This window comes from Sphingobium sp. PAMC28499, assembly GCF_004795815.1.
In the GTDB taxonomy this organism is placed as follows: domain Bacteria; phylum Pseudomonadota; class Alphaproteobacteria; order Sphingomonadales; family Sphingomonadaceae; genus Sphingobium; species Sphingobium yanoikuyae.
Genome location: NZ_CP039248.1, coordinates 1547224 through 1560725, shown reverse-complemented (window position 1 = coordinate 1560725; position 13502 = coordinate 1547224). Strand labels below are relative to the sequence as shown.

The following is a 13502-nucleotide window of genomic DNA, read 5'->3' as shown; positions in this document are numbered from 1 at the left end:
ACGTAACGGTTTCTGCCAAGAAGCGGACATGGAACGACAGAGCCGGCATCGCCGAACGCAGATTGAGGATGGGGTGTTCGTCGCCCTGGTGGTGCTGGTTTCCATCGCCTTCGCGCTGGTGGTCGAGCCCTTCTTCGGGGCGATCCTCTGGGGCGTGATCGTCGCCATCCTATTCATCCCGGTGAACCAGGGGCTGCTCAAGCTGATCCCCGGCCATCGCAACAGTGCCGCGCTGCTGACGCTGTTGCTGATCATCGCCATCGTGATCGTGCCGGCCATCATCCTGTCGATCGCGCTGGTGCAGGAAGCGACCGCGCTCTACGCCCAGATCAATGTGGGGAAGATCAACATTCCCCACATGTTCGCGCAGTTCCAGGCGGCGCTGCCGGATTGGGCGTCGATCGGCCTGCGACGGCTGGGCATATCCAATTTCGCGGCGGTCCAGCGGCTGCTGACCGACGGCCTGACCGCCAGTTTCCGCACCGTCGCGGCCCAGGCCTTCCTGATCGGCCAGGGTGCCTTCAGCTTCATCATCGCGCTGACAGTGATGCTCTATCTTACCTTCTTCCTGCTGCGCGACGGGCTCGACCTCGCCCGCAAGCTGGACCGGGCCGCGCCGCTGCGGGTGCTGCATCGCCGCGCGCTGATGCGGCAATTCGTCATCGTCATCCGCGCCACCATCAAGGGCAGCATCGTCGTCGCCATCCTGCAGGGGCTGATCGGCGGACTGGTGTTCGGCGCACTGGGCATTTCCGGCGCGCTGCTGTGGGGCGTGATGATGGGCTTCTTCTCGCTGCTGCCGGCCGTTGGCACCGGCCTCATCTGGGCGCCGGTGGCGATCTATCTGCTGGCGACCGGCGCGATCTGGAAGGGGCTGATCCTCATATTCTGCGGCATGTTCGTGATCGGCATGGTCGACAATCTGCTGCGCCCGATCCTGGTCGGCCGCGACACCCGCATCCCCGACTATGTCGTGCTGATCACCACGCTCGGCGGGCTGCAATTGTTCGGTTTCAACGGCATCGTTATCGGGCCGGTGATCGCCGCCCTGTTCATCGCCACCTGGCAGATCGTGATCCGCACCCGCTCCAACGAAGCGGGTGCGCCACCGCTGACATTCTAGACCCTGATCGTCTGAGGTGGAAGCGCTCCGCGCTTTCACCGATGGCGTGAATCAGGGTCTAAAGCCGGAGAATCAGCCCGCTTCGAGCGCGGCGCCGGCTTCCATCCAGACTTCCTCGGCCGCTTCGAGCTTCTTCTCGACCGCAGCGCGCTTCACCATCAGTTCGCTGGTGGTCATCTTCGCCTCGGCCCCGGTTGCGCTCTTGGGATCGGACAGTATGGCGTCGATGCGCTTGCGCTCGGCAATCAGCGTGGACATCTCGCGCTCGGCCTTGTTGACGGCATTCTTGAGCGTCTTCTGCTTCTCGCGCCATTCGGCGGCAGCCTTCTTGTCCGCCTTGCGATCGGTCTTGGGTGCGTCGCCGCCCGATGGATTACCGTCCGCCTTGCGCAGGATGATGTCGGTATAATCGTCGAGCGACCCGTCGAACGGCTGGGCCGTGCCATTGTCGACCAGCACCAGCCGGTCGGCGACCAGTTCGATCATGTGGCGATCGTGGCTGACGATGACGACGGCACCCGAATATTCGTTGAGCGCCTGCACCAGCGCCTCACGGCTGTCGACGTCCAGATGGTTGGTCGGTTCGTCGAGGATCAGCAGGTGCGGCGCATCGCGGGTGATGAGCGCCAGCGCCAGACGCGCGCGCTCGCCACCCGACATGGAGCCGACCTTCTGCGTCGCGCGCTCGCCGGAAAAGCCGAAACGGCCAAGCTGGGCACGCACCGCACCGGGCGTCGCCCCCTTCATGACGCGGGTCATATGCTCCAGCGGCGTGTCGGTGACGTCCAGCTCCTCCACCTGATATTGGGTGAAATAACCGACATTCATCTTGGCCGAGCTGTTGATGGCGCCTTCCATCGGCGCCAGCTGTGCGGCGATCAGGCGGGCCAGCGTGGTCTTGCCGTTGCCGTTGCGGCCGAGCAGCGCGAGGCGATCGTCGGGATCGATGCGCAGATTGACGCGGCGCAGGATCGGCGTGTCGTCATAGCCGACCGAGGCCATGTCCATGGTGATGAGCGGCGGGCGCAGTTCGGCTGGGCTGGGGAAACCGAAATGCAGGCTGGGATCTTCGATCGCAGCGGCAATGGGCTGCATCTTGGCCAGCGCCTTGGCGCGCGACTGGGCCTGCTTGGCGGTCGAGGCGCGGGCGGAGTTGCGGGCGACATAATCCTGCAATTTCTCGCGCTCGGCCTGCTGCTTGGCGCGTGCCGCCTCCTGCTGGGCCAGGCGCTCGGCGCGCTGGCGCTCGAACGCGTCATAACCGCCGGGATAGAGGGTCACCTTCCCGCCTTCGAGATGCAGGATATAGTCGACCACATTGTTGAGCAGGTCGCGCTCATGGCTGATGATGACCACGGTGCCGCGATAGGCCTTGAGGAAATTCTCCAGCCACAAGGTCGCTTCGAGATCGAGATGGTTCGACGGTTCGTCGAGCAGCAGCAGATCCGGGTTGGAGAAGAGCAACGCCGCCAAGGCAACGCGCATCTTCCAGCCGCCCGAATAGCTGTCGAGCGGGCGGCCCTGCATTTCCTCGTCGAAACCGAGGCCGACGAGGATGCGGGCGGCGCGCGCGGGCGCGGTATAGGCGTCGATCGTGGTCAGCCGCTCATAGATATGGCCGAGCCGATCGGGATCTTCGGTATGCTCCGCCTCCGCCATCAGTTCGGCGCGTTCCTTGTCGGCGGCGAGCACGGTGTCGAACGGGGTCGCGGTGCCCGAGGGGGCTTCCTGCGCGATATAGCCCAGACGGGTGTCGCGCGGCATGTCGCAGCTGCCCTCGTCCGGGTCGAGCTGGCCGATCATCACCTTCATCAGGGTCGACTTGCCCGCGCCGTTGCGGCCGATGAGGCCGACGCGGCTGCGCGGCGGCAGCGCGGCGCCGGCGCGGTCGAGGATGGTGCGGCCGCCCAGGCGCACGGTGATACCGTTCAAGTTAAGCATGGCCGCGCCTGTAGCAGAGCTTCGGCGGGGGGTGAAGCGGCTTGGCGCGCTTGCGAAAGCTGCAAAATATATAGTGTCGCAGAGGACGTATTTGCGCCGCTGCCGGTCCGCAGCCGGGACTTCGCAATAGGAGATTTTTGCGAAGTCGCGCGATCGACGCGCAAAAATGGGGGTGGGCAAGGGCCCACCCCGCAGGTGTCAGAGGCCGTCGACGGCCTTGCTGACAAGGATATTGACCGCGACGCGGCGATTCTGCGCCTTGCCCTCGATCGTGTCGTTGCTGGCCACCGGATCGGCCTCGGCCATGCCGGTGGGGGTCAGCATGCGATAGGGCTTCCAGCCGCACGCCTGCTGCAGATAATTGACCACGCGCGAGGCACGCTTTTCGCTGAGTTCCTGATTCAGCTCCTCGCCACCGGTGGAGTCGGTATAGCCCACGACCAGCAGCAGCGCGTTGCTCATGCCATTGGCCGAGGTTGCCGCAGCGCAGAGGTCATTCTTCGCCTGATCCGACAGCACCGCCTTGCCGGTGTCGAAATTGACGTTGGTCGTGCCCTTCACATTATACTGGTCGATCTCGCCCATGCGGCCGCGCAAAGCCTCGGTCGCGGCGGTCTGTTCGTCGAAGCGCTGGGCGGTGCCGTTATTGATCATCGACGCGGTCTTGAGATCCTTGTTCTGCAGGGCGATCTTGCTGGCAAGCAGCCCTTCGCCGGCCTGCAGGGTCTTCACCGTCACCGGCAGACCGTTCAGCAGCGACGTCGCGGCCAGATGGTCGCGGCCAAGGCCGAACAGCCCCTTGCTGGCGCTGATCTTGGTATCGTCATTGATGGTGATGACGCTCTTGCTGCCGTCGGCGGCGGTCACCTGCATCCGGTCGCCGCTGCGCGCGGAGATGATGCCCTTGATCTCGGGCCCCTCCGTCAGTTCGGCGGCCGGCATGGCGACGCTGGCCGACACATCGGCCGGCGGCGCGTCCTGGGCCTGGTCCTGCGCCACGACGGCGGCCGGGGCGGCCCCGGCCAGCAGGGCAAGCATCACAAGATATTTTTGGTTTTTGGACATGATAGGCATCACGCTGCTCCTTCACTTCTCGATCGGTCGGGCCTGCAGCATTGCAGCTTGTCGTCCGACGGCGGCCGCCTGGTGGCGTTTCCGGCCGTCAGAACCCCCTTCTTCTGACCTTCATAAATTTTGACGTCTTGGCGCCGTGGGATGCGCCAGACACATTGCCTGTTCGTGTCCGGCTTTCTGCTGCATGAACAGCCCGTGTTCCGGCCGTGTTGCGCAGGCCAGATGAGTGGATGATGCGACGAAACGAAGACAAAGACCGAAAGTGTTAACGCGATCCACTTGAGTCAGAACAGCTATAGATTTCCATCACACTTCGCGATGAAGACCCCTCTTGTTGTGAAACAAAAATCAGCGTCCGCGTGGAACAAATTCCGAATTTCTATTTTTGCGCTTTCATGCCATTGACTTGAAACATTATTTGACGATCCGGTCTGCGTGGGCGTGCGGAAGCAGGCCGATGGACGCCTCGACCGGCCGCAGCCGCAACGCGCATCACCCGCCGGTCGACGGCGGGATCTGTGGCAATATGGTCACAGACGGAAATATTCGCATATTATGCGCAAAATAGCATTGCGACGCATTCGCATTATTGTTGCGATCGCCTCGCAATACCGCTTAGGACGACGCCCAATTTCCTACCAGAAAACAGGGGTCTTCATGCTGTCCAAATATCACTGGCTTGCCGGCGTCGCCCTATGCGTCGTCGCCCTTCCCGCCGCCGCGCAGACCAATGCCGCACCGGCCGATGAGAATCGCGACGACCAGATCGTCGTCACCGGCACCTATACGCTGCCCGACAAGATCGACACCGCGACGGGCCTGGGCCTGACGGTGCAGGAAACCCCGCAGTCGGTCAGCATCATGACCGCGCAGCGTATCCTCGACCAGAATCTGATCAGCGTGAAGGATGTCATCACCAATGCGGTGGGCGTATCCGCCAACGAAGTCGATGACGTGCGCAACAGCTTCTACGCGCGCGGCTTCGAGATCCGCAACACCCAGGTCGACGGCGTGCCCGCGGCCTGGACGCTGGCCGGTGGCAATGGCGAGACCAGCATCGACGTCTCCATTTATGAACGGATCGAGGTCGTGCGCGGCGCAACCGGCCTGCTGTCGGGCGCGGGCGATCCGTCCGCGTCGGTCAACCTGGTGCGCAAGCATGCCGACGCCACCGACCTGACCGGCTATGTCAATGCCAGCATCGGCAGCTGGAACACCTGGCGCCTGTCGGCCGACATTGGCGGCGCGCTGACCGCCGATGGCCGCATCCGCGCCCGGCTGGTCGGTCGCTATGAAAAGGGCGACTATTTCATCGACATCCAGGACCGCAAGAAGTGGGTCCTCTATGGCGTGGTCGAGGCCGACGTCACCGATAGCACGCTGGTCCGCGTCGGCATGAGCCACCAGGACAGCAAGCCCAAGGGCGCGACCTGGGGCGCGCTGCCCACCTTCTACACCGACGGCACGCTGACCGACCTGCCCTGGTCGCAGACCACGGCGGCGGACTGGACCTATTGGAACACCACCAACCAGAATATCTATGCCACGGTGCGCCAGGAATTTGGCGATCGCTGGAACCTGACCGCCAATTACAACCGGCTCAAGACCACCGGCGATACGCAGCTTCTGTATCTCTATGGCGGCGTCGACAAGGCGACCGGCACGATGGACGGCACCAACCCCTACAAGTCCAAGGGTGAAAGCATCCAGAACAGCATCGACGCCCAGCTGAAGGGCCAGGTGGCGCTGTTCGGCCGCGATCATGAGGTCGTGCTGGGCGCGCTGCACAGCGTGTTGAAGCGGCACACCGACAATTATGTGGCGCCCTCACCCTGGCTGACGGACGTGCCGGTGATCGGCCAGGAAGGCGTGCCCTATCCCGAGCCGGTCTGGGGCACCGACGCGGTGCGCAACGAACAGGAACGGATCGAGCAGACCGGCTATTATGGCGCGTTCCGCCTGAACGTGGCCGATCCGTTCAAGGTCATCCTGGGCGGCCGTATCGCCAGCTGGAACCAGCGCGGCTTCGCCTGGAGCGGGCCGAGCGACTATGGCGACGACAATGTGTTCATCCCCTATGTCGGCGCATTGTACGACATCACGTCGAACCATCGCGTCTATGCCAGCTATACCAAGATCTTCCAGCCGCAGAACCTGTATGACCGCGAACAGCGCCTGCTCGATCCGCTGAACGGCGCCGCCTATGAAATCGGCCTCAAGAGCAGCTTCTTCGGCGATGCGCTGCAGACCTCGATCGCGCTGTTCCGCATCGAGCAGGATAATGTCGGCGAGATGGACGGCCCGGAAATCATCCTGAACGGCCAGACCTTCCAGCCCTATCGCGCGGTCGAGGGCGTGACGAGCAAGGGCTTCGAACTGGAAGCCACCGGCCAGCCGCTGCCGGGCTGGAACGTCAATGCCAGCTACAGCCAGTTCAAGATCGAGGATCCGGACGGCAATGACGTGAACACCGCGCAGCCGCGCAAGCTGCTCAAGATCTTCACCACCTATGACCTGCCGGGCGTGCTGACCGGCCTGACCGTCGGTGGCGGCGTCAATTATCGCAGCAAGGCCTATTCGGACGGCACCATCCCCGGCACCACGCCGGCCGTGCCCTTCCGCTTCCAGCAGGACGGCTATACTCTGGTCAGCCTGATGGCGCGCTATGCCGTGACCGAGCAGCTGCAGCTCCAGGCCAATGTCGAAAATCTGTTCGACAAGAAATATTACAGCCAGGCCGGTTCGTTCAGCCAATATCGCTACGGCGCCCCGCGCAATTTCACGATCAGCGCGAACTACAAGTTCTGATAAAAGAAGGGCGCCGTGGGAGACCAGGGCGCCCTTTTTGTTTGGGGGTGCGAACTGGAGAAGCGCCAGTTTGATTTGGAATATTGCCTCGAGATATTTATATTACCCCTTAGAATAGGGGCTCCCATGTCAATTTTCGAGTTATTTTCCAAACGTCAAGCGAACGCAGCTTTATCCGGTCAAACTGATGTCTATCAGTATGACGACATTCCTTCCAACCTTCGCGTCCAAGTGCATCAGATCGCGATTGAGGGTATCGGTCTTGTAGGCGCTTCAGGCGACCGAATGATCCGGCCCGACGTGGAAAATGACTGGTGGGTCCAGATTGAACGAATATTCCTTCGAGAAAAGGGACTGGACCGAGTAGCCCACGGTTCATTCGCTGGCGAACGCCTCCTTACTTTCATGCGCAATTGTTCGACGGCTGATTGGCTCGATCTTCTGGAACTGATTGCAACAGGCATTCGAATCGTGGCGGAACCACAGCGAGCTTACCAACGCCAACAGTGGAGCGTCTCTGCGTCTGGTGACGATTCAATTGATGAGTTGAACTATCGGCTTCGACAAGCAGCCGTCGGCTATCAGATTGAAGACAATCGCCTCATACGCGTAGACAGCCAATTCGTGCATGCAGAAGTCGTCAAGCCCGCTCTGGCTTTACTTTCGGAAAGCGGTTTCGAAGGGCCGAGACAGGAGTTCCTTGTCGCTCATCGACATTATCGTGCTGGCGAGCATCGCCAGGCAGTTAGCATGGCTGCAAATGCGCTAGAGAGCACCTTTAAGGCAATCTTTGAAAAAAGGGGATGGTCGTACAACAAAGGCGCCCGAATCTCAGACCTCGTCAGAGTGGCCCGTACAAACAATCTATGGCCAGACTATCTCGATAACAGCTTCGATCAATTACTCGCCACATTACAGAGTGGATTGCCAAAAATCAGAGACAACGATGCGTCTCATGGCCAAGGTGCAACACCAAAAGACGTCCCTGCCTACATTGCCGCCTACGCACTTCTTCTTGCGGCAAGCAAGATCGTTTTCATCACCGAAGCAGCTAAAAATCCGCAATGATCAAGACACGATAATGCGGCGTTTTCTTATTTAAAATCACCCCGCCTCGACCAATCGGGTTACAAGGAACCCGGCGACGCCGTGCGCCGCCGGGTTGCTTATTTTCAGAAGCGGTCCGCGTTCATGACCTTGGTCCAGGCGGCGGCGAAGTCGGTGACGAACTTCTCCTTTGCGTCGTCCTCGGCATAGACTTCGGCGACGGCGCGCAGTTCGGAATTGGAACCGAAGATCAGGTCGACCGGGGTCGCCGTCCACTTCGCCGCGCCGCTGGCGCGGTCCTTGCCGTCATAGAGGCCCGGCGTCGCCGACTTGCTCCACACCGTATCCATCGTCAGCAGGTTGACGAAGAAGTCGTTGCTGAGCGTGCCCGGACGGGTGGTCAGCACGCCATTCTTCGATCCGCCGCTATTGGCGCCGAGCGCCCGCATGCCGCCGACCAGCACGGTCATTTCCGGCACGGTGAGGTCGAGGGCATCGGCCTTGTCCACCAGCGCGTCGGCCGGGCTGACCTCCGCCCTGGGGCCGTACCAGTTGCGGAAGCCGTCCGCCTTGGGCTCCAGATAGGCGAAGGAGGCGACATCGGTCTGAGCCTGCGCGGCGTCGACGCGGCCGGGCGTGAACGGCACCGTGATGCTGTAGCCGCCCTTCTGCGCCGCCTGCTCGACCGCGGCGTTACCGCCCAGGACGATGAGGTCGGCCATCGACACCTGATTGCCGGACTTGGCGAAATCCTTCTGGATCGCGGTCAGCTTGGCCAGCACCTTGTTCAGCTCCGCCGGGTCGTTGACCGCCCAGCCTCGCTGCGGGTCGAGCCGCAAGCGCGCGCCATTGGCGCCGCCGCGCATGTCGGTGCTGCGGAAGGTCGCGGCCGAAGCCCAGGCGGTGCGCACCAGTTCCGGCCCGGTCAGGCCGGATGCCAGTACGGCCGCCTTCAGCTTGGCCTGATCGGCGGCGCTGACGGGGGCGAAGCTCGCCTTGGGCAGCGGATCCTGCCAGCTATAGGTTTCGGACGGAATGTCCTTGCCGAGATAGCGCGCCTGCGGGCCAAGATCGCGATGGGTCAGCTTGAACCAGGCGCGGGCGAAGGCCTTGCTGAACAGCTCAGGATCCTTCTGCCAGCTTTCCAGCACCTTGCGGAAACCGGGATCTTCCTTGAGCGCGATGTCGGTGGTGAACATGATCGGCGCGTGCCGCTTGTCCTTCACATGCGCGTCGGGAACCATATTGGCGGTGGCGGGATCGGTCGGGATCCACTGGGTCGCGCCGGCCGGGCTCTTGGTCTTGACCCAGTCGAAGTTCAGCAGATTATCGATATATTGGGTGGTGAACTGGGTCGGCGTGGCGGACCAGGCGCCTTCCAGGCCCGAGGTCAGCGTATCCTCGGCATTGCCCTTGCCGCACTTGTTCTTCCAGCCGAAGCCCTGATCCTCAACGCCGGCGGCGGCGGGTTCCGCACCCAGGCATTCCTCCGGCTTCTTGGCGCCATGCGCCTTGCCGAAGGTGTGGCCACCCGCGATCAGCGCCAGCGTTTCCTCGTCATCCATCGCCATATTGCCGAAAGCACGGCGAATGTCGGCGGCGGCGCCCTTGGGATCATGATTGGCGCCGGGGCCTTCGGGGTTCACATAGATGAGGCCCATGGTGGTCGCGGCGAGCGAACGCTTGAGCGAACCGTCCGGATTGGAGCGCTCGGTGCCCATCATCTTGGTTTCCGGGCCCCAATAAACGACGTCCGGCTGCCAGGCGTCGATGCGGCCACCGGCAAAGCCCACGGTCTTGAAGCCCATATCTTCCAGCGCGACATTGCCGGACAGGACCATCAGGTCGCCCCAGCTCAATTTGCGGCCATATTTCTGCTTGATCGGCCAGACCAGGCGGCGGGCCTTGTCGAGGCTGACATTGTCGGGCCAGCTGTTGAGCGGATCGAAGCGCTGTTCGCCGCCATCCGAGCCGCCTCGGCCGTCACCGACGCGATAGGTGCCGGCGCTGTGCCAGGCCATGCGGATGAAGAAGGGGCCATAATGGCCATAGTCCGCCGGCCACCAGGGCTGCGACGTGGTCAGCACCTTGCGGATGTCGGCCTTGACCGCTTCCAGGTCTAGGCTGTTGAATTCCTTCACATAATCATAGTCGGCGCCATAGGGATTGGCGCGGGTCGCCTCATGCTGACGCAGCGCGGTGAGGTCGAGGCGGTTGGGCCACCAGTCCTTGTTGGTCATGCCGCCGGGCTTTTCGGTGACGGCGGGCGCGGCAGCGGCGGGCTTGGGATCGGCGGCGAGCGCCGGGCTGGCGAGCAGCGCGCACGCCAGAGCGAATGTGGAAATGCGGGTCGTGGACATGTTTCTCTCCCCTGTCCTGTTCTGCCTGTTCAAGGCGCGAAAAGGGGTAGTCCTGTGCGGCGGCGGATCGAAACGAATCGATTCCGTCACAGTGATCGGATTTTCCTATGAGAGAGGGTGGATCGGAGAGTTCAGCCTTTCGCCGGCGAGGACGTTGGAGATGCCGCGTAGAGGGTGAACTGGCCGTGCAGGCCGCCGGTCGAGGACTGGCCGACCCACAGGTCGAACAGGCCCGGTTCGGCGATACGACGGTTGCCGGCGCCGACAAATTCGAGGTCGGTGCGCGACAGGGTGAAGCGGACCTGGGTGGAATCGCCCGGCGACAGGGTCACGCGCTGGATGCGCTTCAATTCGCGGATCGGGCGGGTGCGGCTGGCGACGCGGTCGCGGATATAGAGCTGCACCACCTCGCTGCCCTTGCGCTTGCCCTTGTTGGTGAGGCGCGCGGTGATCTCGACCGCGCCGTCCCAGCGCAGCGCGGTGTCGGAGAGTTTCAGGTCGCTGAGGGCGAAATCGGTGTAGCTGAGGCCATGGCCGAAGGGGAAACGGGCGCTATTGTCGGTGGTGGCATAGCGCGCCTTATATTCGGTGCTGCCATTGTCCACCGTCGGTCGGCCGGTCGACTTGCGATCGTAGAAGAAAGGCTCCTGCCCGCTTTCCCAGGGGAAGCTGACCGGCAGCTTGGCCGAGGGATCGACCTTGCCGAAGAGGATGTCGGCCAGCGCATGGCCGGTTTCCGAGCCCAGGAACCAGGTCGCCAGCAACGCCTGGGCATTGGCGACGCCGTCATGCAGGGCGAGCGCACGGCCATGGCGCAGCAGCACGACGACCGGCTTGCCGGTGGCGGCGATCGCATCGGCCAGCGCCTGTTGCGAGGACGGCAGTTCGATCATCGTGCGCGACTGCGCCTCACCCGACATCGCCTGGGATTCGCCGACCGCCAGGATCACCACGTCCGCCGCCTTCGCCGCCGCGACGGCGCGGGCGATCCCGTCCTTGATCGGGCCGTTGACTGCGCAACCCAGCTCGACCGTCAGCTTCGCGGGATCGGGCATCGCCGCGCGCAGGCCGGTGGCGATGTCGACGCCCTTGTCGGGATCGCCGTAAAAGGCCCAGGGGCCGTAGAGATTGGCCTTGTCCTCGCCGAACGGACCAATCAGCGCGATCCTTTGCCCGGCAGCGGGATCGAGCGGCAGCACGCCATCATTCTTGAGCAGCACGACCGATCGGGCCGCCGCCTCACGCGCCAGCGCATGATGGGCAGGCGTGCCGATGCGCGCCTTTTCAACCTCTTCGTCGAGCGAGCGATAAGGATTGTCGAACAGCCCCATCGCGGTCTTCACATAAAGAATGCGGCGCACGGCGACATCGACCGTCGCCATCGGCACCGCGCCGCTCTTCACCAGATCGGGGATATGGCGGATATAGAGGCCGCTCTGCATCGACATGTCGACCCCGGCCAGCACAGCGAGGCGGGCAGCGTCGCGCTCATCCTCGGCAAAGCCATGGGCGACCAGTTCCTCGTCGGCGGTGTAATCGGAGAAGACGAAGCCGCGAAACTGCATCTCGCCGCGCAATATGTCGGTCAGCAATTCGCGGTCGGCGGTGGCGGGCACGCCGTTAATCTCGTTGAAGGCGGCCATGGTGGTGAGCGCCCCGGCGGCAAAGGCCTTGCCGAAGGGCGGCAAATGGGTTTCGCGCAGCGTCTCGTCACTGATGTCGACGCTGCCATATTCGAGGCCCGCCGCCACCGCGCCATAGGCGGCGAAATGCTTGGGACAGGCGAGCAGCGAATCGTCGCGGCGCAGGTCGCGCCCCTGGAAACCGCGAATGCGCGCCGCCGACAACAGGCCGGTCAGATAGACATCCTCGCCCGCGCCCTCGACCACCCGGCCCCAGCGCTGGTCGCGCGCGACATCGACCATCGGCGCGAAGGTGAGGTGCAGGCCGGCCGCCGTCGCCTCCACCGCCATGACCCGCGCGGTCTTTTCCACCAGCAAGGGATCGAAGCAGGAAGCCTCCCCCAGCGGCACGGGAAAGATGGTCTTGAGACCGTGGATCACGTCGCCCGCCAGCAGCAGCGGGATGCCCAGGCGGCTGTTCTTGACCGCCATTTCCTGCGCGCGGCGCCCGCCGGCAACGCCGATGCCGTTGAACAGGCAGCCGACCCGGCCCTTGCGAATCTCGTCCGCCAGGCGCTTCTCGTCCTGGATGCCGGCCGCCGGGTTAGGTGGGTTGAAGGGACGGAAGCTGTCGGCAAGGCAGGTCATCTGCCCGGCCTTCTCCTCCAGCGTCATCTTCGCGATCAGCGCATCGACGCGGGCGACGTCGGCCTGCGCCAGTGCGCGGCGGGGGATGCCAAGGGCGAGGACACCGCCCAGAGTGCGGATCAGGAGGTCGCGGCGATCAAGAGTCATGCGGGAGAGAGCGTAACCGGGGAAGAATGAACGGGGCTTGTCCGAAGACAAACGGACTTGCGCCGATTTTGTTGCGCTGCGGCAATAAGCCTGCGGCGCGACGCCCCGATCCCGCGATCAGGCCATGCGCCGAATCATCTCACGCGAATCAGAAGTAGCAATTACGCCTGGGCCGACAATTTGGTGCCGACCACGCCGATCACGATCATCGCCATGAAGCCGATCTGGGCCATGTTGACCCGATCGCCATAGAGAATCATGCCGCCGATGATGACGCCCACGGCGCCCAGGCCCGTCCAGATCGCATAGGCGGTTCCCGCCGGCAGATCGCGCATCGCGAGCGCCAAAAGGCCCATGTTGAGGAAGCTGAGGCCGATCGGCACGGCCGATGCCTGCCAACTGCCGACGGTGGCGGCCCATTTCAGGCTCAATGCCCAGATGATTTCGGTGAATACGGCGATGCCGAGAATGACCCAGGCCAAGCGGCGTTCCTCTTGCGGTAACGGGCTCGGCTGGAGCGGCGCGCGGACCGGAAACCCGAAAGAGGCGGCGCGCCGATGAGGGCAGTGGTGGACAGGGCTGGATTCGAACCAGCGTACGGAAACCCGGGCAGATTTACAGTCTGCTGCCTTTAACCACTCGGCCACCTGTCCAGTGCCCTACGCGGTGGAAATTTGCTGTCCCGCCGCGCTGGAGGCGGCTCAATGGCGAATGGAGGCTTGCCTGTCAATG

The 13502-nt window shown here is 63.3% G+C and carries 8 protein-coding genes and 1 tRNA gene; 3 read left to right on the top strand and 6 right to left on the bottom strand.

From position 1 onward, the window contains the following. The first annotated feature begins 28 nt into the window (after positions 1-28). Positions 29-1123, top strand: a complete 1095-nt coding sequence (locus E5554_RS07510; protein ID WP_037506225.1) for an AI-2E family transporter — start codon at positions 29-31, stop codon at positions 1121-1123. Positions 1124-1195: 72 nt separating this feature from the next. Here the strand turns inward: E5554_RS07510 and E5554_RS07505 are convergent, their stop codons facing one another. After that, positions 1196-3064 carry an ABC-F family ATP-binding cassette domain-containing protein gene (locus tag E5554_RS07505; protein ID WP_136186419.1) on the bottom strand — a complete coding sequence of 623 codons (1869 nt, stop codon included), beginning with the start codon at positions 3062-3064 and terminating at the stop codon, positions 1196-1198. A gap of 198 nt (positions 3065-3262) precedes the next feature. After that, complete coding sequence (locus E5554_RS07500) at positions 3263-4138, bottom strand: OmpA family protein (protein ID WP_026109112.1); 876 nt, start codon at positions 4136-4138, stop codon at positions 3263-3265. Positions 4139-4795: 657 nt separating this feature from the next. Here E5554_RS07500 and E5554_RS07495 point away from each other — a divergent pair. Together E5554_RS07495 and E5554_RS07490 are read left to right on the top strand one after the other, a co-directional pair. Further along, positions 4796-6946: a TonB-dependent siderophore receptor gene (locus E5554_RS07495; protein WP_136186418.1), complete on the top strand. Its 2151-nt coding sequence runs from the start codon at positions 4796-4798 to the stop codon at positions 6944-6946. 126 nt (positions 6947-7072) lie between these two features. Continuing rightward, a complete protein-coding gene (locus E5554_RS07490; protein ID WP_136186417.1) occupies positions 7073-8014 on the top strand; it encodes a hypothetical protein in 942 nt (313 codons plus the stop codon). A gap of 104 nt (positions 8015-8118) precedes the next feature. On the opposite strand, the gene katG is transcribed toward E5554_RS07490, so the two are convergent. The 4 genes from katG to E5554_RS07470 all read right to left on the bottom strand — a co-directional run bounded on the left by katG (position 8119) and on the right by E5554_RS07470 (position 13423). After that, the gene (gene katG, locus E5554_RS07485) at positions 8119-10353 is read right to left on the bottom strand and encodes a catalase/peroxidase HPI (protein ID WP_136186416.1); all 2235 of its coding nucleotides are present in this window, start codon (positions 10351-10353) and stop codon (positions 8119-8121) included. A gap of 131 nt (positions 10354-10484) precedes the next feature. Continuing rightward, positions 10485-12770 (bottom strand): beta-glucosidase BglX, encoded by a 2286-nt coding sequence (gene bglX, locus E5554_RS07480; protein ID WP_136186415.1) that lies wholly within the window; start codon positions 12768-12770, stop codon positions 10485-10487. Between the two features lie 161 nt (positions 12771-12931). Then, complete coding sequence (locus E5554_RS07475; protein WP_017499387.1) at positions 12932-13252, bottom strand: multidrug efflux SMR transporter; 321 nt, start codon at positions 13250-13252, stop codon at positions 12932-12934. An 85-nt stretch (positions 13253-13337) separates the two neighbouring features. Then, a tRNA-Tyr gene (locus E5554_RS07470) sits at positions 13338-13423 on the bottom strand. Between the last annotated feature and the right edge of the window lie 79 nt (positions 13424-13502).